Source organism: Microbacterium sp. Z10_103 (assembly GCF_058310455.1).
Map to the genome: position 1 here is coordinate 2,205,184 of NZ_JBZEGK010000001.1, position 24,722 is coordinate 2,229,905.

Here is a 24,722-nt window from a genome sequence, read left to right on the forward strand (position 1 = left end):
ATGGGTGTGAATGTGCGGGTCGCGACGCGGTCGGATGCGGCAGCGATCGCCCGCATCCGCGTGGAGTCGTGGCAAACGGCCTACGCCGGACTGATCCCCGACAATGTCCTCGGCGCGATGGACGTCGACCGCGAGAGCGTGCTGCGCGCCGATCGGTGGACGACGGATCACCGCGACGGGTCCGTCGACCTGCTGGCGAGCGTCGACGACGACGCCGTCGTGGGATGGGCGAACGTGGGACCGGCGCGCGAAGAGGAGTGGGCGCAGTGGGGAGAACTGCGCGCGATCTACGCCGTCCCGACCTCCTGGTCGCGCGGGGTCGGTCACGCGCTCATGGAAGCGGTCGAGCAATGGCTGCGCGCGACCGGGTCGACGGCTGCGTACCTCTGGGTCCTCGAGGGGAACGACCGCGCCGCCAGGTTCTACGAAGCCCACGGCTGGCGCGAGGACGGTGCGGCGCGCGATGACGCCTGGCCCGCGACCGCCTCTCGTCCGGCTTATGTGCTGCGCGAGCGCCGCCGCACCCGTCAACTCGCCTGAGCGCGCGTCAGAGGTCGCGGGCGAATGCCTGCGCACCCTCATGCGAAGGCAGAGGGGTGAAGCCGAGCCGGCGGTAGAACGCCAGTGCGCCGGTGTTGGCGTCGCCGGCGACGAGGTGCACGCCCGGCACACCCGCCGCCCGCAGGGCGTCGGTGAGCGTGTCGATCAGCCGTCGCCCCCACCCCTGCCCTTGCGCTTCGGGAAGCAGGTCGATGTGCAGGTGCGCGGGATAGGTGTCGCCATACGGCTCGCGACCCGGCGCCCGATCGTAGGCGTACCGGAGGACCCCGTCCTGCCGGGTGCGCTCCTGCGGCGGCTGCGGCCAGCGACCGCCGAACTGCGGCCACCACTCGTCGCGGAACCATGCCTCGAACGCGCGGGTGTCCGGGGCGCCGACCACATACCCCACGACGCGCCCCTCCCCCGCCTCCACGACGAAAGCGAACTCGGGATGGCGCGCCACGTACGGGAGGACGAAGATCTCCGCCCAGATCGCGTCGTCCTCGAGGATCCCCGTGGCATCACCCCCGGCATCGGCGGTCCGTAGGCAGATCTCGGCGAGCGCCGGTTCGTCGCCGGCCCGGAATGGTCGTATCCCGCCCATTCCCCGAGCCTATCCGCGTCGTTTGCCCGGTTCCCCCGCCGGCAGGAATCGCACGTCGGCCGCAGCGACCGTCAACGACACCGACGCGCCGGGGGAAAGGGATGCGGCGGCCGCCGCATCGACGTCCACGGCGCACCATCCCGCCTGCACCCGCACACCCGACGGCGTGGGCTCGAGCCGGTCGACCCGTGCCGTCCAGGTGTTGCCGCCCGGGGCGGGCGAGGCGGTGTCCGGAACAACCCGGACGGACGACGGCCGGAAAACGGCCGCGAGGGGCCCACCCTCGGATGCCGCGATCGCGCGGGACGGTGCATCCTCGGAGTCCAGCCGCACTCCGTCGCGCTGCCAGGCGCCGCCGGACCCACGCCCCTCGACGCGGTTGAGCCCCGCGATCGCCGCCACGAAGCGGGTTCCGGGCTGGGACAGCACGTCGCGTACGGGTCCGGACTGGGTGACGCGACCGTCCTCGATCACGACGAGGCGTCCGGCCAGGGCCGCGGCATCCACCGCGTCGTGGGTGACCGCGACGGTCGTCGTTCCGGCCAGCTGGGCGCGCAGCATCGCCCGGATGCCGGCGGCCGTGTCGGGATCGAGCGCGACCAGGGGCTCGTCGAGCAGCACCGCGCGGGGCGACGCAGCCAGCGCGCGGGCGACCGCGACCCGCTGCTGCTCGCCGCCGGAGAGGTCGGCAGGACGCCGGTCGCCGGCGCCGGGTAACCCGACGCGGTCCAGCCACGCGTCCGCCTCCGCGCGGGCCTGCGCGCGCGGCATCCTCCCCGCGCGAGGTCCGAACGCGACGTTCTCGCGCGCGGTCAGATGCGGGAAGAGCCGCGGCTCCTGGCCGAGCAGCACGATCCCGCGCCCCATCGGGGCGATGCGGACACGGGGGCGGGCCGTGCGCTCGAGGACCCGGTCGCCGGCCCGGATCTCGCCGTCGTCCAGCGGCACGAGCCCGGCGAGCGCGCCCAGGAGGGTGGACTTCCCCGCTCCGCTGGGACCCATGACCGCCACCGTCTCCCCCGCGGAAACATCGAGCGACACGTCGACGGCGAACCGGGCGCGCTGCACGACCACCCGCGCCGACAGCTGGGTCATCGCGCTGCCCCCGGTCGCCATCCGCGGACCAGAAGCAGGACGGCGATGGCGGTGACCAGGAGCAGCAGCGACAGCGCGACGGCGGTGCCCTGCGTCACCCCGGCACCGTTGAATGCCGTGTAGATCGCCAGCGGCATGGTCTGCGTCACCCCGGGGGCGTTGCCGGCGAACAGGGCGGTCGCCCCGAACTCCCCGATGGCGCGGGCGAAGCACAGGACGACGCCGGCCACGATCCCCGGCGCCGCCAGCGGCAAGGTGACCCGGCGGAGGATCGTCCAGCGCCCGGCCCCCAGCGCTGCGGCGGTGCGCTCGTACGCTACGCCGGAGGTGCGCAGAGCCCCTTCCACGGCCAGCACGAGGAAGGGGAGCGCGACGAAGGTCTGCGCCAGCACGACAGCGGTGGTCGTGAACGGCAGCCCCGCAGCTCCCAGCCAGCCGTTGCGTCCGAAGAGGTACAGCAGCGCGACCCCGCCGACCATCGGCGGCAGCACGAGCGGCACGGTGACGACCGCGCGCAGCAGCGCGGCCGTCCGTGCCGTGCTCCGGGCGATCAGCAGTGCCAGGGGAACGCCGACGACGATGCACGCGGCCGTCGCGGTCAGACCGGTCTGCAACGACAACCCCAGCGCCGACAGCGCCGCCGGAGACGTGACGTCGCTCCAGAGGGTGTCCCACTGGACCCGTGCGACCAGGGCGATGAGCGGGAGCACGAGGAAGACCAGGCCCACGCCGGCGGGGAGGGCGAGCCAGCGCGGCGCATATCCATCCGGAGTGCTCACGGCGCCCCGAATCCATGGCGCGCAAGGATGCGTTCGCCCTCCGCCGATCGGACGAACGCGACGAACGTGGCCGCCGCATCCGGATGCGAGGCGCCGTCGATCGTGGCGATGGGGTACCGGTTCACGATCTCCTCGGCTCCCTCGGGCACGGTCGCTGCGACCCCATCCATCCCTCTCACGTCAGTGGCGTACACCAGCCCCGCGTCGGCCTCCCCGGCGGCGACCTTCGTGAGGACCGCGGTGACGTTCTGCTCCAGACTCGCGGGCGTCACCGTCACACCGGCGCGTTCCAGAAGGGCCTCGGATGCCGCGCCGCAAGGGACCTCGGGGGCGCACAGCACCACGGTCGCGCGAGTCAGGTCGGCGAGCGTCTCGATGCCCGCGGGGTTGTCCGCCGGGGTGGCGATCACGAGCGTGTTCGTGGCGAAGACGGCCGGGTCGGTCGCCACGCCGGCGAGGCTCGCCATGCTCGCTTCGTCCGCGGAGGCGAAGACGTCGGCGGGTGCCCCCTCGAGGATCTGGGCGGCGAGGGTGCTCGAGCCGTCGCACACCGCGCGGACGCGCACGCCCGGATTGTCGGATTCCACTCGTTCCGCGATCTCATCGAAGGCGCGGCTCAGGGATGCGGCGGCGTAGACCGTCACCGTGCCGGTGAGGCCGTGGCCGGGAGACGAGGCGCGGTCGGCGGTGGAGCATCCCCCGAGGGGAAGGACGGCCACGACCAATGCGGCGACGAGGGCCGCGATGCGCCGAGCCACGTCAATCCCGCGGTGTCTCGACCACGACGTGCGTGGCCTTGACCGATGCCACCGCGAGCGAACCGACCTCCAGCTGCAGTTCGCGCACGGCTTCGGCGGACAGCAACGAGACCACCCGGTGCGGCCCGCTCTGCAGGTCGACCTGCGCCATGACGCCGTCCACCTGGACGCGCGTGACGATGCCCACGAACCGGTTCCGCGCGCTGGAGAGCACGTCGGTCGGGTCGTCGGCCTCGGCAGCGAGCCGAACGGCACGGTCGGCGAGCGCCGCGCCGGGGATCTCCGCGGGCGATCCGCCGGCCGGGAGCTGTTCCGCATCGATCCACCGCCGCACGGTGTCGTCGCTGACCCCCAGCAGACGGGCGGCTTGGGAGATCCGATAGCTCGTCATCGCAGTAAGTTACCGCAGATGCGGCTCATGACCTATAAAATCCCCGCTTCCGCGGATCCCTCGCCGATGATCCCGAGGCCGTAGCCTGAGGGGATGAAGCCGCTGGTCGAACCGATCGACAGCCTCGCCCCCACCGAGCTCATCCGCACCGCCCGGCACGCGGTGCTGGCCGGGATCGGCGAGGAGGGGCAGCGGCGACTCGCCGCCGCACGTGTCGCCGTCGTGGGCGCCGGGGGGCTGGGCTCCCCCACGATCCTCGCTCTGGCCGCCGCCGGTGTCGGCGAACTCGTCGTCATCGACGACGACGTGGTGGAACTGACGAACCTCCAGCGTCAGATCCTCCACCGCGTCGGCGACGTCGGCTCCCCGAAAACCGCGTCTGCGGCCCGCGCGATCGCCGACCTCGCCCCCGGAACCCGGGTGGTCACGGTGAGTGAGCGACTGACGACCGACAACGCTCGGGACATCCTCCGCGGCGCCGACATCGTGGTCGACGGCAGCGACGCGTTTCCGACCCGCCGCACTGTCGCCGATGCGACCGACGCGCTCGGCGTGCCCCTCGTCTGGGGCGCGGTTCAGGAATGGCACGCGCAGGTGACGGTGTTCTGGTCGCGGCCCCCTGTGGGCGTCGACGCCGTGCGCCTGGGCGATCTGTTCCCGGAAGGCAGTGAGGGCGAGCCGCCCACATGCGCACAGGTCGGTGTGCTCGGCGCGCTCTGCGTGCAGGTCGGGGGCATGCTGGCCACCGAGGTGGTGAAGCTCGTGACGGGAGCAGGAGAGCCGCTCCTCGGTCGCATGATCACCGTCGATGCGCTCCGGGCCCGCGTGGCCGAGGTGCCCCTGCGGGCCGCTCCGACGGGAATCGTCGCGTGACGGCGCTCCGCAGCGTCGAGGATCAGCTCACCCGGGTGCTGGCCGCCGTGCGCCCGGTCCGCGCCGAGTCGCGCCCTGTGCGTGCCGCAGCCGGCCGCGCCCTTGCGGCGCCGGTGCGGGCGACCTTCGACATCCCGCTCTTCGACAACTCCGCGATGGACGGGTTCGCCGTGCACGCGAGCGACGTCGCGGACGCCTCGGCGGAGCATCCCGCCCTCCTCCGCGTCGTCGCCGACCTTCCTGCCGGCACCGACACGGACCCGGCCCTCGCGCCCGGGGAGGCCGCGCGGATCATGACGGGGTCGGCGGTCCCCTCCGCCGCCGACGCGGTCGTGCCGTTCGAAGACACCGCCGGAGGACTCGCCGACTCGCTCGGCGGAATCCGAGTCACGCGGGCACCGAAGCCGGGGAGCTTCATCCGCCGCCGTGGGAGCGACCTCCGCGCGGGCGACGAGGTGGTTGCCGCCGGCACGCGAATGGGCGCCTTCCAGATCGCCGCGTCCGTGGCCGCCGGCGTCGACTCGGTCTCCGTGACCCGGGCGCCGCGCGTGGCCGTGGTCTCCACGGGCAGCGAGTTGACCGGCCCCGGGGAGATCCCGAGCCGTGGCCGCATCCCCGATTCCAACGGGCCGCTCCTGGAGGCGCTGGTGGCCGCCACCGACGCCGACGTGGTGCTCCTCGCGCGGGTGGGAGATGATCCCGCCGCCGTCTCACGCGTGACGACCGAGGCGCAGGCCGTCGGTGCCGACGTCATCGTCTTCACCGGCGGGGTCAGCGCCGGTGCCTACGAGCCGGTACGTGGCGCCTTCGACGGCGGCGGCGACATCGAGTTCGTGGGGGTGGCCATGCAACCCGGGAAGCCGCAGGCGTTCGGCGTGCTCCCCTCGGGCTGCCTCGTCTTCGGGCTGCCCGGCAACCCGGTGAGTGTGGCGGTGTCCTTCGAGGTCTTCGTGCGCCCGGCACTGCTTCGCCTGCAGGGCCGGAACGACCTCGCCCGGCCGCACACGACGCTCCTCGCCAGCGAAGGGTGGCGTACGCCGGTGGGACGGCGCCAATACCTGCCCGCCGCCGTCGACCTCGCCGGCGGCGCCGTGCGCCCCGCGACTGCCGGGGGCTCGGGATCCCACCTCGCGGGGGGCCTGGCCCGCGCCTCGGCGTTCGCCGTGGTCGCCGCCGAGGTCGACGCCGTCGCACCCGGCGACGGCGTCGATGTCATGCTGGTGGGATGAGCTTTCCCCACCTGAACGCGGCCGGACAGGCGCACATGGTCGACGTGACGGCGAAGCAGCCGACCGTGCGGACGGCCACCGCCCGCGGCTTCGTCCGCTGTGCGCCCGAGGTCGTGGCGGCGCTGATCGACGGCACGGCCCCGAAGGGCGACGTGCTGGCGGTGGCCCGGATCGCCGGCATCCAGGGCGCCAAGTCGGCTTCCTCCCTCCTTCCCCTTGCCCACGTCATCGGCGTGCACCGCGCATCGGTCGACCTGGAGATCACGGCGGACGGCGTCGCGATCGAGGCCACCGTGGGGACGGCGGACCGCACGGGCGTGGAGATGGAGGCTCTCACCGCGGTCTCCGTCGCCGCCCTGGCGATCGTGGACATGATCAAGGGACTGGACCGGAGCGCGCTGATCGAGAACGTGCGCATCGTGGCGAAATCGGGTGGGCGCTCCGGCGACTGGACGCGCCCCGGGGAGGCGTCGGCGTGACCCACGTCCGCTACTTCGCGGCCGCAGCCGAGGCCGCAGGTGCGGATGCGGAGGACCGCACCGAGCCGACGCTGACGGCGTTGCGCAACGCGGTTCTCGCCGAGCATCCCGCCCTGGCGGACATCCTGCCTCGCTGCGCGATCCTCGTCGACGGCGTCCGCACGGACGGCGACGCCGATCTCACCGCGGCGTCCCTCGTGGATGTTCTGCCCCCGTTCGCCGGCGGCTGAGCCGGATCAGCCGCCGAGGCCCTTCCAGGCCGTGGTGCCGTCGGCTTCGACCTGACGTTTCCACACCGGGAGGTCGGTCTTGATCGCCTCGATCAGAGCGCGGCACACGTCGAAGGCGACCGCCCGGTGCCCCGAGGCCACGGCGATCACGACCGCCGCGTCACCCACCGACAGCCGGCCGACGCGGTGACTCACCGCCACGACGGCATCGAGCCCGTCGGCGGCCTGCTCGGCGAGCCGCCGGAGCGTGTCGGGAGCGTCCGGGTGCGCGCTGTACTCGAGCGCCACCACGGCGCCGGCGGCATCCGGGTCATGATCGCGCACGCGTCCCACGAAGCTCGTCGTCGCGCCGAAGCGCGGGTCGTCGACGGCATCGAGGTGGGCCGCCACGTCGAGGGGCGCATCGGAGATCGCTGCGATCCGCACCGGGTTCACGCGTGGTCCCTCCCCGCCAGCTGGTCGAGCACATGGGCAGCAACCGACAGCACGACGGGGATGCCGGCCACCACGGCGCGCGGGGAGCCGGGAAGGTTCACCACGAAACCACCCGCCGGGTCGACGACCCCGGCAAGCCCACGGGAGAGGACGGCCAGCGGAGTGTCTGCGAGCCCTCCGCGGCGAATCTCTTCCGCGATCCCCGGGAGCTCGCGCGTGAGGACCCGCGCGGTGCCCTCGGGCGTGGCATCCCGCGGTCCGACACCGGTGCCGCCCGTGGTCACGATCAGCACCGGGGGCCCGGAAAGCGAGCGCCGCAAGGCCTCCTCGACGCTGTCGGCACCATCGGGGACGATCTCGGCGTCGGCGCAGTCCCAGCCGGCGTCGCGCAGCATCCCGACGGCCAGCGGACCACCGCGGTCCTCGCGCTCCCCCGCAGCCGATCGGTCGGACACCGTGATCACCCGGGCGATGCGCTGCATCCGCCCAGCCTACGAGGCACGCGCGGCCGCTGCGGTGATCCGGTTGGCCATCCCGCGGAAGATGAACCCGTGGAAGGGGAGCACCCCCAGCCAGTAGAGCCTGCCGCCGAGCCCGCGCGGGAAGAACACCGCGCGCTGGTCGAAGCGCGCCCCACCGTCGTGCGGGGTCACCCGAAGCTCCAGCCAGGCCTGCCCCGGCACCTTCATCTCCGCGCGCAACCGCAGAAGCCGCCCACGCTCGAGTGCCTCGACACGCCAGAAGTCCAGTGCGTCCCCCACCGCGATCCGCCCACGACTGCGGCGTCCGCGGGCCAGGCCCACTCCCCCCACGAGACGATCCATCCACCCGCGAATCGCCCAGAGGATCGGCGAGGAGTACCACCCGTTCTCCCCGCCGATCCCTTCGACAACGGCCCAGAGGCGCTCCGGCGGTGCCGACGTGAACGCCGTCCGAACGTCGGTGAACGCCGTCCGGCCCGCCCAGTCCGGGTCGCTCGGCAGGGGGTCGCTCGGCACCCCGGAGAGATCGGCATCCTGCCAGCTCGTCTCTACCTCGTCCGCTCGAAGGCGGCCGAGGGCCAGCGCGACGGCCTGCCGGTAGGGGGTGAGACCGGCCTCCGGGGGCGGGATGAAATCGTCCACGGCACCGTCCTTGACGATGCAGTCGTTCTGCAGCGACTCCACGAGCGGCCGGGCGATCGCCCGCGGAATGGGCGTGACCAGGTTCACCCAGTGCGACGCCAGCCGGGGCGTCAGGACAGGCAGAGCGGCGATCGCGCGCTGGCGGAGGCCGGCTTCCACCGCATACCCGTTCATCATCTGCCCGTACCGCAGCACGTCGGGTCCACCGATGTCGAGCGTGCGATTGACATCCTCGCCCACCCGTGCCGCCCCCAGGAGGTAGTGCAGCACGTCGCGGACGGCGATCGGCTGGATGCGGTTGCGCACCCACCGGGGCGCCGGCATGTACGGCAGCACCTCGGTGAGGTGACGGACCATCTCGAACGACGCCGATCCCGATCCGATGACGATTCCCGCCTGCAGGACGAGTGTCGGCACGCCGCTGTCGAGGAGAATCCGGCCCACTTCCACCCGCGATCGCAGATGCGGCGAGAGTTCCGTGCCAGAGGGATGCAGCCCGCCCAGGTACACGATCCGACGAACGCCGGCGGCCAACGCGGCATCGGCCACGGTCTGTGCCGCTCGCCGGTCGGAATCCTCGAAATCCCGTCCTGCCGACATGGAGTGGACCAGGTAGTACAGCACGTCGACGTCGGCCACGGCCCGCGCCATGGCAGCGGCGTCCGTCGCGTCACCCTCGACGATCTCGACGTCTTCGCCCCAATCGAAGGCGCGTGCGCGTTCGGGCGAGCGCACCAGGACGCGCACGCGATACCCGGCGGCGCCCAGCCGCGGCACCAGCCTTCCGCCGATATACCCGGTCGCACCGATCACGAGGGCGCGGGGGGCCGAGCCATCGGATCGCGGGCGGGCGCGCAACGCCGCCTCCCGGCCGGTGGGGGTGGTCAGCGCGCTCACTCTCTGACGCTAGGTGCGCCCGGGCGTCGCGCGGAGGGCTTGACGCGCACGGTCCCGGGCGAGCAGGGCGGAGAAGGCCGCGGCGACCAGGAGGGCGACCCCGGCGCCGGCCAGAGCGCCGCCGATCGTGTCACTCAGCCAGTGCGCGTGCAGATACGTGCGACTGAAGGCCATCAGCACCACCCATGCCGCCCCCACGATGAGAACCCAGGCCCGGGCGAAGAGCACCGCAGCGACCACCGCGATGGTCGCCGCATTCGCGGCGTGACCGGACGGATACGACCCATAGTCGCTCGTGATGAGGATGTCTTCGGGCCTCGCACGCCCGAAAGTACGTTTGAGCACCTGGACGGCGGCGGCACTGAGGATCGAGGCGGCCAGGAAGTACGCGGCTCCCCACGGCCGTCGGAGGAGCAGCAGCCCGACCGCCGAGGCGATCGGGATCAGGTAGACCCCCACCCATGTCCCCCCGAGCCGGTTCATCACCAGCGCGAAGGTGAACAGGACGCTGTTTCCCGCCGAGTCCGCCCACAGGCTGTTCCACCACACGTCGACGACGAAGGGCTCATTGCCGCGGGCGAGCACCCACGCTCCCAGTCCGCAGGCGAGCGCGACCAGCACCGCACCGATCAGGGCCTGCAGACGCCACGCCCGCACGGTTGCGATCTCCATCACGCCATTGTCTCCGGGAGTCACCGATTTGCGCCGGGGGTTGCGTGCAGCGACGACGATCCCGCAAGAATGTCGGGATGAGTCGTGCCGTCGACGTCGTGCGCCGCGCCATTGCGCCCTTCACCCGCACGCGGGTGTTCCGCCGCTTCGCCCCGACCGCGCTTCCGCCTGTCGAGCGCGCGATCGCTCGTGCGACGAAGGGGCGCGTGCAGATCAGCGGGCTCCTCGTGCCTTCGCTCGTCCTCCACACCGTCGGTGCCCGCTCCGGACAGCCCCGCGACGTGCCGCTGATGTACACGCCCGACGGTCACGGCCGGGCGATCGTGGCCGGCTCGAACTTCGCCGGGTCGCAGCATCCCGCCTGGACGACGAACCTGCTCGCGCACCCCGACGCGGAGATCACGGTTCGCGGCCGCCGGATGCCCGTGCACGCCACCCTCATCGGCGACGACGAACGCGACGCCGTCTGGGCGCGCATCGAACGGCAGTGGCCGGGGTACCGCACCTACGAGCGCGAATCCGGTCGCGTGGTGCGGCTGTTCCGGCTGCAGCCCGTCAGGGCGCCAGAAGGCCCACCGTCTTCGGCCGCACCAGGAGCCATAGCCCGAGGACGCCGATAACGGCGCATCCGACCATCACGGAAGCCATCGTCGTGGCGGTGATGCCGGCGGAACCGGAGATCCACCCCACCGCCGGAGAGATGAAACCGGCGACGCCGAAGTTGGTCGCCCCGATGAGGGACTGTGCGGTGCCGGCCGCCTTGCCGTGCCGGTCGAGGGCCAGCACCTGCACGCACGGGAAGGTGAACCCGCACGCGGTGATGAAGAAGAACAACGGCACGATGGTGCCCCACATGCCGAGGCCCAGTTGGTCGGTGACGATGATGCCGATGCTGGCGATGAGGAGGAAGGCGGTGGACCACGCCATCACCCACTGGGGACCGAACCGCGCCGCCAGCCGCGACGCCGACTGCACGCCGACGATGACGCCGAGCGAATTGACCGCGAACAGCATCCCGTACTGCTGCGGATCCAGCCCGTAGGCGCCCTGGAAGAGGAACGACGACGACGAGAGGTAGGAGAACATGCCGCTGAAGGTCATCCCGCCGATGACCAGGACCCCGAGGAAGACCCGGTCGGTCAGGACGCTGCGGTACCGGGCCCAGATGGTTGTGCTGGCCTGCTCGGCCCGCCGCTCCCGGGGAAGCGTCTCGGGGAGGAGGAAGATCGCCGAGACGAGCATGACGGCGCCGTACACCGCGAGGACGACGAAGATCCCGCGCCACGACGTCACCAGCAGGAGCCCCGACCCCACCAGCGGCGCGAGCACCGGCGCGACGCCCGAGACCAGCGCCAGGCGCGAGAGCATCACCACGAGACGCCGCCCGCCGAAGAGATCCCGCACGATCGCCGCGGCGACGACGCCCCCGGCTGCCGCTCCCGCGCCCATGAGGACGCGTGCGACCGAGAGCAGCTCGAGCGAGGGGGCCAGTGCCGCGGCCGTACTGGCCACGACGTGCAACGCGGTGACGGCGAGGAGCGGCATGCGCCTGCCGACCTTGTCGCTGAGGGGGCCGACGATGAGCTGACCCAGCGCGAATCCGACCATCGTGCCGGTGAGGGTGAGCTGGATAGCCGTGGCCGTGGTGCGGAAGTCGCTCTCCAGCGCGGGGAACGCCGGCAGGTAGAGGTCGATCGTGAACGGCCCGAGCGCCGTCAACGCGCCGAGCAGGATGATGTACACCACGCGACGACCCATGGGGAGCGAGTCCCCCGGGTGCAGCATGATCGGCGCGGTCGCCGGGTTCTTTCCCAGGGTGCGGATCGCGCCCGTGGCCGGCCGCTCCGGACGGGTTCCGGCGGCCGGAGGGACGATCGGGTTGGATGCGGTGTCGAGCACGAAGCCTTCGTTCGGAGAGTCAGCGACAAGACCCGGAGAAGGTCCGCGTCTCACAGAGGGGAGGGGACGTTCCGAATCGATTCGGAACGCATCCATGATAGCGGCGTATGGGGAGCCTCACAGCCTCCCCCGCATGCGCGCGAATAGGCTGTACCTGTCGGCGCCCGTCCGACGTGTCCTCGCTCACCAACGGAACGCACACGCCGCACATGACTCCTTCGTCAAGCCCGTCCGACCGCCGCGCGAGCGGGAACCCCGCCGCCCAGGCGACCATCAATCAGACCGTCAAGCAGCAGCGCGAGCAGAAACGCCAAGAAAAGCTGGCGGAGTACCAGCGCCAGCTCGCCAAGCGGCGGCGCGGGAAGATCGTCTGGTGGGTCGTGGGCTCCACCGCTGCCGTGGCGATCCTCGCCCTGGTCGTCGCATCCTTCGTCTTCGCTCCCCGCAGCGCCCCGACCTACGGTGCCCTCGACAGCGAAGGGCTCGAGATCGAGGGGGTCGAGACCTTCGACAACGAGACCACACACGTGGAGGGTGCGGTGGACTACGCCCAGTCGCCCCCGGCGGGCGGCCCGCACAGCTCCATCTGGCTGAACTGCGGGATCTACACCGAGCCGCAGGTCAACGAGAACGCCGTGCACTCCATGGAGCACGGGGCGGTCTGGGTCACCTACGACGCCGCAGCGGTGTCGGGCGAAGACCTGGACACCCTCAAGACCCACCTTCCCTCGACCTACGTCATCCTCTCCCCGTTCGAGGGCCTGGACTCCCCGATCGTCCTCAGCTCGTGGAACCATCAGCTGAAGCTGGATTCCGCGTCCGACGAGCGCATCCCGGAGTTCTTCGAGGAGTACTGGCGCAGCCAAGACGTCCCCGAGCCCAACGCGAGCTGCTCCGGCGCCACCGACGGCCCCGGGAAGTCCTGACCTGACGATGAGCGGAGGCACCGGCGACGCCGCACCCGTCCGGCGCGCCGCGCCGTGGGTCGCCGTTCTGCTCGTCGCGATCGCGGTCGCCGCCACGGCGTTCGCGGTCGGCCGGTTCACCGCCTTCGGCGCGAGCGCCGCGCCGGTGCACCCCAGCACGTCGTCGGCGGAGGCCGGCTTCGCGCGCGACATGCAGGTTCATCACGGGCAGGCCATCGAGATGGCCATGGAGATCTACCGCAAGACCGAAGATCCGGAGCTGCGGGTACTCGCGTACGACATCGCCACCGCGCAGGCCGGCCAGCGGGGCGAGATGTACGGCTGGCTCGTCCGGTGGGGGCTCCCCCAGTCGGGCGGTCCGCTGATGTCCTGGATGGCGGACTCCGCCGAGCACGGGCATGACGCCGCAGCCGTGACCGAGGAAGAGCTCGAGGCCGAGATGGGGATGGCCACGCCGGAGCAGCTCGCCCAGCTCCGGAACGCCACGGGGGCGGACGCGGACTGCCTGTTCCTCGACCTGATGATCCGCCACCACCGCGGCGCCATTCCGATGGCGGAGGCCGTCGTCGAGCTGGGCTCCGACCCGCGGGTCGACACCGTCGCGGAGGGGATGATCGCCGCACAGACGGGCGAGATCGGCGCGATGGAGTCCATCGCTTCCCGCCTGGGCTGCACCGCCTCGCTCCGGTGACCAGCCCCCCGCCCGGGCGACGCCCGGTCATCGTGACCATTGCGGTCGTGCTCCTCTACGGGAGCGGGCTGCTGAATGCCGCCATCGGGATCGTCGTGCTTCTCAGCCGGTACGAGGCGGCCGCCGACGCGGTGCTGACGATCTCACTCCTCGGCGTGGCGATCATCCTCGCCGGTCTGCTGGCGCTCGCCGTTGCCGGGGCCACCGGGCGCGGAAGCCGGCTCGCCCGGGCGCTGGCGTCCGTCGTGATCGCCGCGCTAGCCGCGCTTCAGGTGACCGCGATCGCCACGACCGAGTGGGACGGCGCCGCGATCGCACAGATCGTGGTCCAGGCGTTCGTCCTCACCGCACTGTGGGTTCCGCCGGGCTCTCGCTTCTTCGCCCGGCAGGCGTCGTAGGAGCGTTCAGCGCCTGCGCGACGATTCTCCGGTGCACCCAGCGCACGACCTCGATGCCGGCGATCGTGGACACCGACACGATCGCCACGAGCGTCGACGTCTCCTCCCCCGGATCGGCGAGCTGGAAGAAGGCACTCGTGAGCGGCACGGTGAAGATGGCGAGCAGCGCGACGAACATGCCGCCGATGACGAGGGCCACGACCCGATGGATCGGTCGCGACAGCACCGCCAGGACCCAGATGCCGACGACGGCCAGGATGATCGTCGCCCCGGTGCGGATCTGCTCCTGCGTCACCCCGAAGGTCGCCGCCATCCGCGCGTAGACAGTGAGGGCCACCGCGATGAGAACGCCCGCGGGGATCGCGAACGTGAGGGATCGTCGCAGGAAGCCCGGTACGTACCGCTGCGTGTTGGGCATCAGCGCCAGGAAGAAGGCCGGGATCCCGATGGTGAGGCCGTCCGTGATGGATAGCTGCCGCGGAAGGAAGGGGAATTCCATCACCAGAACACCGAAAAGGAGCGCCAACCCGGTGGCGTAGGCGGTCTTGGTGAGGAACAGCATCGAGACCCGCTCGATGTTCGCGATGACCTGCCGGCCTTCGGCCACAACGGCAGGCAGATGCGAGAACCGACCGTCCAGCAGAACGAGGCGGGCCACCGCCTTCGTCGCCGCCGCTCCCGAGTTCATGGCGATGCCGATGTCGGCCGTCTTGATGGCCAGCGCGTCGTTGACGCCGTCGCCGGTCATCGCCACCGTGTGCCCACGGCTCTGGAGGGCGAGGACGATGCGCTTCTTCTGGTCCGGCGTCACGCGGCCGAACACGATGTGGTCCTCGAGAACGTCGGCCAGCGCGGCCTGGTCGTCGGGGAGATGCCGCGCGTCGAATCCCTCGTCGACGTTGACGCCCACCTCGCGAGCGATCGCCGCCACGGTGTGCGGGTTGTCGCCGGAGATGATCCGAACGGCCACTCCCTGCTCCCGGAAGTACTCCAGCGTCTCCCGTGCGTCACTGCGCACTTCTTCCCGGAAGGTGAGAACCGCGACCGCCAGAAGTTCGCCCGGCAGCTGTTCGGCCCGTACCTCGTCACGGGAGAGGGATCGGGGGCTGTACCCCAGGACGAGGGTCCTGCGTCCCTGGTCCGCGGAATGCGCGGCGGTACGCCCCAGGGGGGTGCGGGGGTCGGATGCGGCGTCCCCGAACACCATCTCCGGCGCACCGAGCACCCACGTGCCCCCGCCGAACGACACCGCGCTCCACTTCCGGGCAGAGGAGAACGGGATCTCGGCCGTCGCAGGCACGGCCGGCGTCCCCGGGTAGGGCTCGCGCAGGCACCGGGCTGTGGCGTTGGCGTCCTCTGCCGCGCCGTACCAGCCGAGGGCCTCCTCCCATCCCGCGACCTCCTGCAGGGGGAAGGTCTCGCCGAAGGTGATGTCCCCGGCCGTCAGCGTGCCGGTCTTGTCCAGGCAGATGATGTCGACGCGCGCGAGTCCCTCCACCGCGGGAAGCTCGTTGACGAGCACCTGACGGGCGGCCAATCTGGCGGCGCCCACCGCGAAGGCGATGGAGGTCATGAGCACCAGCCCCAGCGGAATCATCGCCGTGAGCGAGGCGACGGCGTTGACGGCGGCCTGCACCCAGGCGCCGGTGCGCCACGCGCGGGCCCAACCGCCGAGCACCAGCATCTGCGCGTTGAGTACCAGGAGCCCGATGGGCCCGATGCCCCACCCCACCCACTTGAGCACCCGGTCCACCGACGAGCGCAGTTCGCTGGCCACGAGCGAGAACCGCTTCGCCTCGCGGGCGAAGGTGTTCGCGTAGGCGTCCTCCCCGACGCGCACCACCCGTGCGATCCCCTCCCCGGCGACGACCACCGACCCCGAGAGGGTCTCGCTGCCAGGGCGCTTGTCGACGGCCTCCGCCTCTCCGGTCAGCATCGACTCGTCGACCTGCAGGCCGCGCCCGACGACCACCGCGGCGTCGGCGGTGACCTGGTCACCGGCGCGGAGGACGAGCACGTCGTCGAGCACGACCTCGGGCGGGGCGATGTCGATGTCGCGGCCGTCTCGGCGCACCCGCGCGCGGGGAGCGTTCATGAGCGCGAGGCGGTCCAGCGCGGCCTTCGCCCGGAACTCCTGGACGCACCCGATGATCGAGTTGCCGAAAGCGGCGAGACCGAAGAGGGCGTCCTGCCACCGCCCGAGGATCAGGAGCAGGAAGAAGCATCCGAAGACGATGCCGTTGAACAGGGTCAGAACGTTGGCCCGGATGATCGTCCAGGCGCTGCGGCTGGTGTGCGACTCGAACGCGTTCGTCCGGCCCGCCGCTACGCGCTGCGCGACCTCCGCCGAGGTCAGCCCGGACTCGCCGTCCTCGCGCGTGGAAGCGGTGGAGGAGGCACCCATGGGATCACTGTACGACCGCCCGGATGCCTCCTCGGCCGCTCAGCCCTTCGTCGAGCCGGCCAGAAGCCCGCGGACGAAGAACCGCTGCAGAGCGATGAAGACGATCAGCGGGACGATGATCGCGATGAACGCCCCGGCTGTCAGCAGGTGCCAGTCCTGACCTCGGCTACCGGTCATCTCTGCCAGCAGCTTGGTGATCGGAGCCACGTTGCCGTCGGCGAAGATCAAGGCCACCAGGAGGTCGTTCCACACCCACAGGAACTGGAAGATCGCCACCGAGGCGATCGCGGGCATCGTCAGAGGCAGGATGATCCGGAAGAAGATCTGTCCGTGGCCCGCACCGTCCACCCGAGCCGCTTCGATGACATCCCCGGGAATCTCCGAGACGAAGTTGTGCAGCAGGAAGATCATCAGTGGCAGACCGAAGATCGCGTGCGCGATCCACACCTGCGCGTACCCGGCCTGTCCGATCCCCTGGATCACGGGAACGTTGAACAGCGTTCCCTCCGAGAACAGCTGGAGCAGCGGGATCAGCGCCATCTGGATCGGCACGATCTGCAGGGCGAACACCAGGATGAACAGGATGTTCCGTCCGCGGAACTGCATCCAGGCGAAGGCGTACGCCGCCAGCAGCGCGATCGAGATGGGGATGATCGTCGCGGGCAGGGTGATCGCGATGGAGTTCACGAAGGCGCCCGCCATGTTCAGCTGGCTGTTGCCGGACTGCAGCGCCTCGGAGTAGTTCTCGAGGGTCCATCCCCAGTTACTGAAGACCGTCCACCAACCGGTGGTCTGGATGAGTTCGCGCGGACGGAACGAGGAGATGAACAACCCGAAGGTCGGGAGGGTCCACAGCACCGCGATGACCAGCGCGGCAAGCGTCGCCCAGCGGGATGTGAGCTTTCGCTTGGCGCCCGCGGTCACCCCCCGCTCGGCCCGGCGCTCGCCACGGCGCAGTTCGTCCTTGGTGCCCTCGTCCAGGGGCAGTTCGACCGGCATCACCGCGCTCATCAGCGCACCTCCTGCTGCTTCTTGAGCTGCACCGCGTTGTAGACGACCAGCGGCAGCACCAGCACGAACAGCACGACGGCGAAGGCCGCCGCCCGTCCCTGCTCGAAGCTGCGCATCTGGGTGTACATCTCATTCGCGATGACGGATGTGTTGTTCGTGCCGGCGGTCATGGTGCGGACGATGTCGAACACCTTCAGTGAGGCGATCGAGATCGTGGTGAGCACGACGACGAGGGTCGGACGGATGCCCGGAACGATGACGTTCATGAACCGCTGCCAGGCGTTGGTACCGTCCAGTTCCGCCGCTTCCAGCTGTTCCGTGGGAACGCCCTTGATCGCCGCGGAGAGCACCACCATCGCGAAACCGGTCTGCACCCAGATCAGCACGACGATGAGGAAGAGCGTGTTCCAGGGCTCCACCGCGAGGAAGTTGACGGGCTGACCGCCGAGCCACACGATGATCTGGTTGAGGAAGCCGATCTGGTCCTGGTCGGCCGGCCGGGGCGTGTACACGAAACGCCAGATGATCGACGCCCCCACGAAGGAGATCGCCATCGGCAGGAACACGAGGATCTTGTAGTACTTCTCACCGCGGCTCTTGTCGATGAAGTACGCGTACGCGAGCCCCGCGATCGTCGAGACGATCGGCGTGACGACGACCCACACGATGGTGTTGAGGACGACGCGGATCCCCTGCGGCTGGGTGAAGATCCACACGAAGTTGTCCAGCCCCACGAAGGACTGACCGCTCCGGTTGAAGAACGCCTGGCCGGTCGTCTGGATGGCGGGCACGATGAGCCCGACGACGAGAAGCAGGATCGCCGGGGCGAGGAAGCCGAGGAGCTGGAACAGCGATCCGGCGCCCCTCTTGGCGTACATGTCGAGGAAGAAGAAGCCCAGACCGACGAAGGCCGCGGCGATGATCGCCCACTGGTACGACTGGAGCATCCACAGGATCAGGACGGGTACGGCGACGCACACGGCGAGCCGCAGGAGCGTGTAGCCCCGGCCCCTGCGCGGGGCCAGCTCTACGAGGAAGAGGATGAGCCCGACGACCGCGATGAAGACACCGATGATGATCGGGATCTCCAGCCACGGCGAGAGGGTGCTCAGCCACTGAAGGAATTCGCGCATGAGGGTCCTTCCGAGTGCGTCGTCGAACTCTGCACCGATGACCGCGGGGCCGCCCCGGGAAGGAGCGACCCCGCGTCAGCGGATTACTCGGACGGCCAGCCCGACTCGATCTGCTCGAGCACGGCGGTCGTCGGTGTGCCGTTGACCCAGTCGTTCATGCCCTTGAAGAAGGTCTGCGTTCCCACAGACGACGGCATGAGGTCGGATGCATCGAACCGGAACGTGGTGTTCGGGTCCTGCAGGATCTCGATCGCGGCGGTCAGGATCTCGCTGGAGGCGTTCTCCGGGTCAAGCCCGGTGTTGGCCGAGATCACGCCGCCGAGGGCGACGCGCGAGTTCGCCCACTCGGGGCTGGAGAGGTACTCCTGCACCGCCTGGGTGGCCTCGTCGTCGCTGAAGGCGCCGACGATCTCGCCACCACCGGTGACGACGTTCCCCTCGCTGCCGGCCTCGAACGCCGGCATCAGGAAGGCCCAGAGATCGCCGTCCTCGGCGACGGTGCCGCCCGCATCCGTGATGAAGCCGTCGAAGAACGAGGCCTGGTGGTGCAGCGCGCAGTCGCCGCTGACCAGCGCATTGGCCGCGTCACCGAAGGGCGTTCCCACGATGGTGTCGGTGCCACCGAAGCCGGCGTTGACGTAGCTCGGGTTGAGCGCGATCTTGCCGAACTCCTCGAAGGCGGAGGCGATCTGCGGGTCGGTGAAGGGGATCTCATTGGCGACCCACTGGTCGTAGACCTCGGTGCCGGACTGGCGGAGGACGATGTCCTCGATCCAGTCGGTTCCGGGCCATCCGGTGGCAGCATCCGAGCCGAAGCCGATGCACCAGGGTGCGGCGCCGGTGGTCGACTGGACCTGAGTGGTCAGGTCGAGCAGGCCCTGCCAGTCGGCCGGAACCTCCCAGCCGTTCTCGGCGAACTGCGCCGGGGAGTACCAGACCCAGCCTTTGACGCTGGCCATCAGCGGAGAACCGTACTGGGTGCCGTCGTACTGCCCGTACTCGGCCCAGTCCTCGGACCAGTACTCTCCGACGTTGGAGACGACGGCCTCCGGGGCGGGCTTCAGGAACCCGAGCTCGGCCATGTCGCGCATGAGACCGGGCTGCGGGAAGATCGCGAGGTCGGGTGCGTTTCCGCCCTGGGCGCGAACGGCGATCTGAGCCTCGAACTCCTTCGAGGCTTCGTACTCGATGTCGATGCCGTTCTCTTCTTCCCAGTCGGCCCACGACTCCTCGAGCAGCTCGGCTTCGGTGTCGGCGATCGTGCCGTAGACCGTGACGACGCTGCCCTCGTCATCGCCTCCGCCGCCGCCGGACGACCCGCCCGGCCCTCCCGAACAGCCTGCCAACGCGATGCCGGCGACGCCGACGAGTGCGAGCGGCGCCAGTAGGCGACGGTGCTGTGACATGCCCATGTGGTTCCTCCTCCTTGAGTATCTGCGGTGCGGATCCGTAAGGAACCGATTCCAGGCCACGGTATGCGACTTCATGGCACCGCACAACAATGATTGATCACGAGTAGATAACCACACCCTGGGAGCGCTCTCAAGCAGCCCTGGGAACGGTTCCGTGTCCTCGAGGGCGCGCGGAACCGGTTCCATTTCCCCGAGGCCGCGACTACGCTTTCACGGGATCTGCGGTCGACACGACGATGAGGAGGCCTGCATGAGCGGCATCTCGGAGGTCGCACGCCTCGCCGGCGTCTCGAAATCAACCGCGAGCCGTGCACTCACCGGCAGCGGGTACGTCTCGGATGAGACGCGCCGGAGGGTCGCGGAGATCGCCGCATCCCTCGGCTACGTCGCGTCCACCAGTGCCGTGAGTCTCGCCACCGGTCGGATGCAGTCCATCGGAGTGCTCGTGCCCACGCTGGCGCGCTGGTTCTTCGCCGAGGTCGTCGAGGGAATCCAGTCGGCCCTCCTCGACCTCGACCTCGACCTCACCCTCTATGAGGCGCCGCCGGGCACGGGAGATCGTCGACGCGTGCTGTCGGACTTTCTCCCGCGGCGCCGCTTCGACGGACTGATCGCTGTGGGCCTGGAGCCCGCTGACGGGGAGCTGGAGCAGTTGCTGCGCCTGGGACGACCGCTGGTGAGCGTCGTCGGCACCCCCGAGGCACGGGGCGTGGTCACCGTCGACGACGTCCATGCCGCTCGCCGGGCGACCGAGCATCTCATCGCACTCGGACATCGCGCCATCGTGTTCCTCGGCGGCGACGCCGACGAGCACTTCGCCCACGTCGACCGCCTCCGCCTGCGCGGGTACCGCGAGGCGATGAGCGCGGCCGGACTCGGCGAAGGCGCGCGGCACGCGCATTCCCCTGTGACCATGCCGGGCGGATACGCGGCGGCGGTCGACCTGCTCAGCCAGGCGCGGCAAAGGCCGACCGCGCTCGTGGCGGCGTGCGACGAGGTCGCGGTCGGCGCCATCATCGCCGCGCGGCGGCTGGCGATCCCCGTGCCCAGCGAATTGAGCGTCATCGGAATCGACGATCACGAGTTCGCTGAGATGTTCTCCCTCACCACGCTGCAGCAGATCCCCCGCGAGCAGGGACGCGCCGCCGTGGGGATGCTGGTGCGCGCCATCGAGGATCCTGCAGCCGAGCCGGCCGACATCCGGCTGCAGGCACGCCTGGTCGTCCGCAGCTCGACCGCGCCGACGGACCCCGCGCTCTCGGTCTCCGTTTCCGACACGCGCCTCGGGCGCAGCTGACATCGGCAACGAGAAAGCCCCGGATGCCGCAGCATCCGGGGCTTTCTCGTGAAGAGAGTTACTTCAGGGTGACCGTCGCGCCGGCCTCTTCGAGAGCGGCCTTCGCCTTGTCGGCGGTCTCCTTGTTGGCACCTTCGAGGACGGCCTTGGGAGCACCGTCGACGACAGCCTTCGCCTCACCGAGGCCGAGCGAGGTGAGCTCGCGGACGACCTTGATGACCTGGATCTTCTTGTCGCCGACCGTCTCGAGGACGACGTCGAAGGAATCCTTGACCTCTTCCTCTTCGACGGGAGCGGCGCCACCGGCAGCGGGGCCGGCAACGGCGACCGGGGCCGCGGCGGTGACGTCGAAGGTCTCCTCGAACGCCTTCACGAACTCGCTGAGCTCAATGAGGGTGAGCTCCTTGAACGCGTCGAGCAGCTCCTCAGTGCTGAGCTTTGCCATGATGTTTCTCCTTGATTGGGGTTTCGCTTATGCCGGGGCCCGATGTCAGGCCGCGGACTCCTGCTTCTCGCGCAGCGCGTCGACCGTGCGAACGGCCTTCGACGGGAGCGCGTTGAAGACGTATGCCGCCTTGGTCATCGAGGCCTTCATCGCACCGGCGAGCTTCGCCAGCAGGACTTCACGGCTCTCGAGATCGGCGAGCTTGTTGACCTCGTCCGCGCTCAGGGGGGCACCGTCGAAGTACCCGCCCTTGATCACGAGAAGAGGGTTAGCCTTGGCGAAGGTACGCAGCCCCTTCGCGACGGCGACCGGGTCGCCGTGCACGAAAGCGATGGCAGACGGGCCCTTGAGCTCGTCGTCCAGACCGGTGAACCCCGCGTTGTTCGCGGCGATCTTGGTCAGCGTGTTCTTCACCACGGCGTATTCCGCGTCCTGACGAATGCTGTTGCGCAGCTCCTTGAGCTGGGCAACCGTCAGACCGCGGTACTCGGTCAGCAGAACGGCGGTCGAGTCCTCGAAGTTCTTCGTGAGCTCGGCGACCGATGCATCCTTCTGCGCCATGGCCACTCCTTGTGTGTACGAAACGCTCCGCAATGACGGGGCGTCGGGCCGCAGCATCCGGTCTTCTCCGCCTGGAAAAACAAGAAGAGCTCCGGCGCAAGCGCACGGAGCTCGATTCCCGGTCCGGGATGTCGTTTCGTACACCTGCGCAGGCCCCTGTTTTCACAGAGCTTCGATCGTCATGCGCTCGCGCGCACACCGATGACCGGCGGTCTTTGGCTTGCCCCCAGCATACGCGCCCGCCGCCTCCGGTCCAAATCCCGCCCCTCCCCACCCCGCCTCCCCGCCTCCGCTCCCCTCGGCGAGTGCACGGTCTCTTGCCGAGTGCACGGGTAATGAGCGCAATGAGCTCGTGCATTGGGAACGAACCCGTGCAGTCGGTGTGAGGGCGGCGGAAGGCCGTCGGTGTCAGCGTGGCGGAAGAATGCCGAATGACGCGAGGCGGCGACCCAGAAGCAGAGGCGTTTCGATGTGCGCGGTGCCCCAGCGGGCGAATCGGCGGTGAGTCGTGCCGCGGATCCAGTCCTCTCGCTGCTTCTCTGCGAGCAGCACCTCCTCGACACTGCGTCCCGAGCGCATGGCTTCGTCCAGGTACTTCGTCGCGCCGTCGAATTCACCCCAGGCGTCGGCCTCCTCGATACCGATGTCGACCCAGTACCACCGACCGTCGGGCGCGCGGACCGGCACCTGCAGGCACAGGTGCCGAAATCCCAGGCGGAAGAGCTGAAGCCGGCTGACGCTTTCGCCGGGGAGCTGCGCGCGACCGTCGGCGATCTCCACGATTCGCCGCGCCTGCCGGATGCCGCGGGCTCCAGCCGCGTCCCGAAGCCGACGGAACTGGTCGTCGCGCCAGGCCATGGCCGCGGATTCGTCGTACGCATGGTCGCGGACGGCGATCTGACGCAGCGCCGCGTCGGCCACCGAGAGCGCAGCCTCGGGCGAAAGCGTCCGGCAGAGATCGAACACGGTGCGTTCCACCGTCGTGCAGCGAATCCCGTTCACCTCGGCGATGTCCTGGTCCGGAACGCTCTGCACGTGGCGGAAGACATCGTCGCCACTGGAGATTCGCCCCTCCCGTGGAGTGGTGAGATGAACCTGGCGGAGGGGCGTCCGATAGAGCGGCAGTGCATGCAGCACGGCCGCCGACGCGTACGAGGCCACCGTGTCCTCACTTCGGATGTCGCGGGCCACAGCGCACACGTGAAGGAGATGACGAGACTCGGGCGCGAGGCCGCTGCACGCCTCCCCCTGCACCCACCAACCTCGGCGGATCTTCCGGCGGTGTTCGTCATCGCCGCCACGGCTCGGTCGTTGATTCCGAGGAACCTGAGATCCTCCCGACTGCGCAGGATGCTGTCTGCTTCTTCAGCGGTGAGATGTCGCATCCCTCCACTTCACCGCCCGTGGCACCCCGCCGATCCGTTCCTGTGCGTTCTGTGGACACCCCGTCGCGCCGCGCCCCTGTGGAGGAAGGGCGGCCCGCCGCCGAGTGCACGACTTCGCGTCGAACGCACGGCGAAATCGCGGAGGAACGTCGTGCGCTGGGCACCAAGTCGTGCGCTCGCGGAGGGGCACGCGGAGCGACACGCGGGCGACAGGCGGAGGGACACGCGGATGGGCGGCGGGTCGGGTGGGACGGGTCGGAAGCGCGGGTTAGGGTCGAACACATGTCCCCCGATCTCGCCTCCCGGAGCCCGCAACTCGCGGCGCGGATCGTGGCGGACTCGCGCGACCGGGTGGCATGGATCCGCGCGCGATCGCGCGGAATCACGGCCACGGACGTCGCGACGCTCACCAGCGCGAACGCCATCCCCCGTGCCGCCGACGCGAAACTCATGGGCTCGGGCTTCTCCGGAAACGCCTACACCGCTCACGGCCGCCGCCGGGAGCCGGAGATCGCCGCGTGGGTCGCGGCCACCCACGGCATTCAGCCGTCGTCGGCCCTCTTCCACGCGGTCGTGGAGAAGCGCCACCTGGCCACCCCCGACGGCGTAACCGTGGATGCGGCGGGCCGCGTCGTGCTCGCCGAGATCAAGACGACCAACAAGTCGTGGCGGAGCATCCCACGCACCTATCTTCGCCAGGTGTGGTGGCAGCAGCACGTGCTCGGCGCCGACCGCACCCTGGTCGCCTGGGAAGTGCACGACGACTTCGTCCCGGTGGACGACGAGCCCCGGTGCGAGTGGGTGGACCGGGACGAGAGCGAGATCGCCAAGCTCGTCTCCCTCGCCACGGCGCTCATCGACGAACTCCACCACCGGACGACACGGGCGCGTCAGGATGCAGCGGCCCCTCCCCCGCACCCGAGAGAAGCGTTCCGAGCGCTCGCCCTCTCACAGTGACCGGTCGTTGACGAAAGTCAACGAAAAGGCGTATCGTTGAGTTAAGTCAACTATCGCGCCATCGTCGTCGCCGATCCGTCTCCGTCGTGAAAGGGCC

At 70.2% G+C, this 24,722-nt stretch carries 28 protein-coding genes; 11 read left to right on the forward strand and 17 right to left on the reverse strand.

Annotated features, from left to right (window positions below; all coding sequences use genetic code 11):
* A complete protein-coding gene (locus AC4FS2_RS10715) occupies positions 1-540 on the forward strand; it encodes a GNAT family N-acetyltransferase (RefSeq protein ID WP_491156911.1) in 540 nt (179 codons plus the stop codon).
* Between the two features lie 7 nt (positions 541-547).
* Here AC4FS2_RS10715 and AC4FS2_RS10720 read toward each other — a convergent pair whose 3' ends face one another.
* Genes AC4FS2_RS10720 through AC4FS2_RS10740 form a run of 5 tightly spaced genes read right to left on the reverse strand, consistent with a single transcriptional unit; the run spans position 548 to position 4,167 of the window.
* Entirely contained in the window at positions 548-1,144 is a 597-nt protein-coding gene (locus AC4FS2_RS10720; RefSeq protein ID WP_491156913.1) for a GNAT family N-acetyltransferase, read from the reverse strand.
* A 9-nt stretch (positions 1,145-1,153) separates the two neighbouring features.
* Entirely contained in the window at positions 1,154-2,260 is a 1,107-nt protein-coding gene (locus AC4FS2_RS10725) for a sulfate/molybdate ABC transporter ATP-binding protein (RefSeq protein ID WP_491156915.1), read from the reverse strand.
* Entirely contained in the window at positions 2,236-3,018 is a 783-nt protein-coding gene (gene modB, locus AC4FS2_RS10730; protein ID WP_491156917.1) for a molybdate ABC transporter permease subunit, read from the reverse strand. The genes AC4FS2_RS10725 and modB overlap by 25 nt, the downstream gene beginning before the upstream one ends.
* A complete protein-coding gene (modA, locus tag AC4FS2_RS10735; protein WP_491177221.1) occupies positions 3,015-3,776 on the reverse strand; it encodes a molybdate ABC transporter substrate-binding protein in 762 nt (253 codons plus the stop codon). The genes modB and modA overlap by 4 nt, the downstream gene beginning before the upstream one ends.
* A 1-nt stretch (position 3,777) precedes the next feature.
* Positions 3,778-4,167, reverse strand: coding sequence for a TOBE domain-containing protein (locus tag AC4FS2_RS10740; RefSeq protein WP_491156920.1), 390 nt, complete (start codon positions 4,165-4,167; stop codon positions 3,778-3,780).
* 93 nt (positions 4,168-4,260) lie between these two features.
* Here AC4FS2_RS10740 and AC4FS2_RS10745 point away from each other — a divergent pair, with 93 nt between their 5' ends.
* The 4 genes from AC4FS2_RS10745 to AC4FS2_RS10760 are packed head-to-tail and all read left to right on the forward strand — an operon-like array spanning position 4,261 to position 6,978.
* Complete coding sequence (locus tag AC4FS2_RS10745) at positions 4,261-5,040, forward strand: HesA/MoeB/ThiF family protein (protein ID WP_491156922.1); 780 nt, start codon at positions 4,261-4,263, stop codon at positions 5,038-5,040.
* The gene (locus tag AC4FS2_RS10750; RefSeq protein WP_491177224.1) at positions 5,037-6,269 is read left to right on the forward strand and encodes a molybdopterin molybdotransferase MoeA; all 1,233 of its coding nucleotides are present in this window, start codon (positions 5,037-5,039) and stop codon (positions 6,267-6,269) included. The genes AC4FS2_RS10745 and AC4FS2_RS10750 overlap by 4 nt, the downstream gene beginning before the upstream one ends.
* Positions 6,266-6,748: a cyclic pyranopterin monophosphate synthase MoaC gene (gene moaC / locus AC4FS2_RS10755; RefSeq protein ID WP_491156925.1), complete on the forward strand. Its 483-nt coding sequence runs from the start codon at positions 6,266-6,268 to the stop codon at positions 6,746-6,748. Before AC4FS2_RS10750 ends, moaC begins: the two co-directional genes overlap by 4 nt.
* Positions 6,745-6,978, forward strand: a complete 234-nt coding sequence (locus AC4FS2_RS10760) for a MoaD/ThiS family protein (RefSeq protein WP_491156927.1) — start codon at positions 6,745-6,747, stop codon at positions 6,976-6,978. Before moaC ends, AC4FS2_RS10760 begins: the two co-directional genes overlap by 4 nt.
* A gap of 6 nt (positions 6,979-6,984) precedes the next feature.
* Here the strand turns inward: AC4FS2_RS10760 and AC4FS2_RS10765 are convergent, their stop codons facing one another.
* From AC4FS2_RS10765 to AC4FS2_RS10780, 4 genes are read right to left on the reverse strand one after another with little or no spacing between them, the layout of a single operon-like run.
* The gene (locus tag AC4FS2_RS10765) at positions 6,985-7,413 is read right to left on the reverse strand and encodes a molybdenum cofactor biosynthesis protein MoaE (RefSeq protein ID WP_491156928.1); all 429 of its coding nucleotides are present in this window, start codon (positions 7,411-7,413) and stop codon (positions 6,985-6,987) included.
* Positions 7,410-7,895, reverse strand: a complete 486-nt coding sequence (locus AC4FS2_RS10770; protein ID WP_491156930.1) for a MogA/MoaB family molybdenum cofactor biosynthesis protein — start codon at positions 7,893-7,895, stop codon at positions 7,410-7,412. The genes AC4FS2_RS10765 and AC4FS2_RS10770 overlap by 4 nt, the downstream gene beginning before the upstream one ends.
* Before the next feature lie 9 nt (positions 7,896-7,904).
* Positions 7,905-9,434, reverse strand: a complete 1,530-nt coding sequence (locus AC4FS2_RS10775; RefSeq protein ID WP_491156931.1) for an SDR family oxidoreductase — start codon at positions 9,432-9,434, stop codon at positions 7,905-7,907.
* A gap of 9 nt (positions 9,435-9,443) precedes the next feature.
* Entirely contained in the window at positions 9,444-10,106 is a 663-nt protein-coding gene (locus AC4FS2_RS10780; protein ID WP_491156933.1) for a phosphatase PAP2 family protein, read from the reverse strand.
* A gap of 77 nt (positions 10,107-10,183) precedes the next feature.
* On the opposite strand from AC4FS2_RS10780, the gene AC4FS2_RS10785 reads away from it, so the two are divergent.
* Positions 10,184-10,726 carry a nitroreductase family deazaflavin-dependent oxidoreductase gene (locus tag AC4FS2_RS10785; RefSeq protein WP_491156936.1) on the forward strand — a complete coding sequence of 181 codons (543 nt, stop codon included), beginning with the start codon at positions 10,184-10,186 and terminating at the stop codon, positions 10,724-10,726.
* Here AC4FS2_RS10785 and AC4FS2_RS10790 read toward each other — a convergent pair.
* On the reverse strand, positions 10,662-12,005 hold the full coding sequence (locus AC4FS2_RS10790; protein ID WP_491156937.1) for a multidrug effflux MFS transporter: 1,344 nt from the start codon (positions 12,003-12,005) through the stop codon (positions 10,662-10,664). The two genes, AC4FS2_RS10785 and AC4FS2_RS10790, sit on opposite strands and share 65 nt — an antisense overlap.
* A 209-nt stretch (positions 12,006-12,214) precedes the next feature.
* Between AC4FS2_RS10790 and AC4FS2_RS10795 the strand changes: the two genes are divergently transcribed.
* From AC4FS2_RS10795 to AC4FS2_RS10805, 3 genes are read left to right on the forward strand one after another with little or no spacing between them, the layout of a single operon-like run.
* Positions 12,215-12,931, forward strand: a complete 717-nt coding sequence (locus AC4FS2_RS10795) for a thioredoxin-like domain-containing protein (RefSeq protein ID WP_491156938.1) — start codon at positions 12,215-12,217, stop codon at positions 12,929-12,931.
* A gap of 7 nt (positions 12,932-12,938) precedes the next feature.
* Positions 12,939-13,622 carry a DUF305 domain-containing protein gene (locus AC4FS2_RS10800; RefSeq protein ID WP_491177228.1) on the forward strand — a complete coding sequence of 228 codons (684 nt, stop codon included), beginning with the start codon at positions 12,939-12,941 and terminating at the stop codon, positions 13,620-13,622.
* Positions 13,619-14,020 carry a hypothetical protein gene (locus AC4FS2_RS10805; protein ID WP_491156941.1) on the forward strand — a complete coding sequence of 134 codons (402 nt, stop codon included), beginning with the start codon at positions 13,619-13,621 and terminating at the stop codon, positions 14,018-14,020. The genes AC4FS2_RS10800 and AC4FS2_RS10805 overlap by 4 nt, the downstream gene beginning before the upstream one ends.
* Here the strand turns inward: AC4FS2_RS10805 and AC4FS2_RS10810 are convergent.
* The 4 genes from AC4FS2_RS10810 to AC4FS2_RS10825 all read right to left on the reverse strand — a co-directional run bounded on the left by AC4FS2_RS10810 (position 13,965) and on the right by AC4FS2_RS10825 (position 19,980).
* Positions 13,965-16,424, reverse strand: coding sequence for an HAD-IC family P-type ATPase (locus AC4FS2_RS10810; RefSeq protein WP_491156942.1), 2,460 nt, complete (start codon positions 16,422-16,424; stop codon positions 13,965-13,967). The two genes, AC4FS2_RS10805 and AC4FS2_RS10810, sit on opposite strands and share 56 nt — an antisense overlap.
* A 39-nt stretch (positions 16,425-16,463) precedes the next feature.
* Positions 16,464-17,435, reverse strand: a complete 972-nt coding sequence (locus AC4FS2_RS10815) for a carbohydrate ABC transporter permease (protein ID WP_491156944.1) — start codon at positions 17,433-17,435, stop codon at positions 16,464-16,466.
* Positions 17,435-18,568 (reverse strand): carbohydrate ABC transporter permease, encoded by a 1,134-nt coding sequence (locus AC4FS2_RS10820; RefSeq protein WP_491156946.1) that lies wholly within the window; start codon positions 18,566-18,568, stop codon positions 17,435-17,437. Before AC4FS2_RS10820 ends, AC4FS2_RS10815 begins: the two co-directional genes overlap by 1 nt.
* Positions 18,569-18,651: 83 nt before the next feature.
* On the reverse strand, positions 18,652-19,980 hold the full coding sequence (locus tag AC4FS2_RS10825) for an ABC transporter substrate-binding protein (protein ID WP_491156948.1): 1,329 nt from the start codon (positions 19,978-19,980) through the stop codon (positions 18,652-18,654).
* A gap of 250 nt (positions 19,981-20,230) precedes the next feature.
* On the opposite strand from AC4FS2_RS10825, the gene AC4FS2_RS10830 reads away from it, so the two are divergent.
* A complete protein-coding gene (locus tag AC4FS2_RS10830; protein WP_491156950.1) occupies positions 20,231-21,277 on the forward strand; it encodes a LacI family DNA-binding transcriptional regulator in 1,047 nt (348 codons plus the stop codon).
* A gap of 58 nt (positions 21,278-21,335) precedes the next feature.
* Here the strand turns inward: AC4FS2_RS10830 and rplL are convergent, their stop codons facing one another.
* The 3 genes from rplL to AC4FS2_RS10845 form a co-directional block, all read right to left on the reverse strand.
* Positions 21,336-21,722: a 50S ribosomal protein L7/L12 gene (rplL, locus tag AC4FS2_RS10835; RefSeq protein WP_491156951.1), complete on the reverse strand. Its 387-nt coding sequence runs from the start codon at positions 21,720-21,722 to the stop codon at positions 21,336-21,338.
* Positions 21,723-21,767: 45 nt separating this feature from the next.
* Positions 21,768-22,283 carry a 50S ribosomal protein L10 gene (rplJ, locus tag AC4FS2_RS10840; protein WP_491156952.1) on the reverse strand — a complete coding sequence of 172 codons (516 nt, stop codon included), beginning with the start codon at positions 22,281-22,283 and terminating at the stop codon, positions 21,768-21,770.
* 408 nt (positions 22,284-22,691) lie between these two features.
* Positions 22,692-23,474, reverse strand: coding sequence for a hypothetical protein (locus AC4FS2_RS10845; protein ID WP_491156954.1), 783 nt, complete (start codon positions 23,472-23,474; stop codon positions 22,692-22,694).
* 476 nt (positions 23,475-23,950) lie between these two features.
* Between AC4FS2_RS10845 and AC4FS2_RS10850 the strand changes: the two genes are divergently transcribed.
* Positions 23,951-24,625 (forward strand): YqaJ viral recombinase family protein, encoded by a 675-nt coding sequence (locus AC4FS2_RS10850; protein WP_491156956.1) that lies wholly within the window; start codon positions 23,951-23,953, stop codon positions 24,623-24,625.
* The last annotated feature ends 97 nt before the right edge of the window (positions 24,626-24,722 follow it).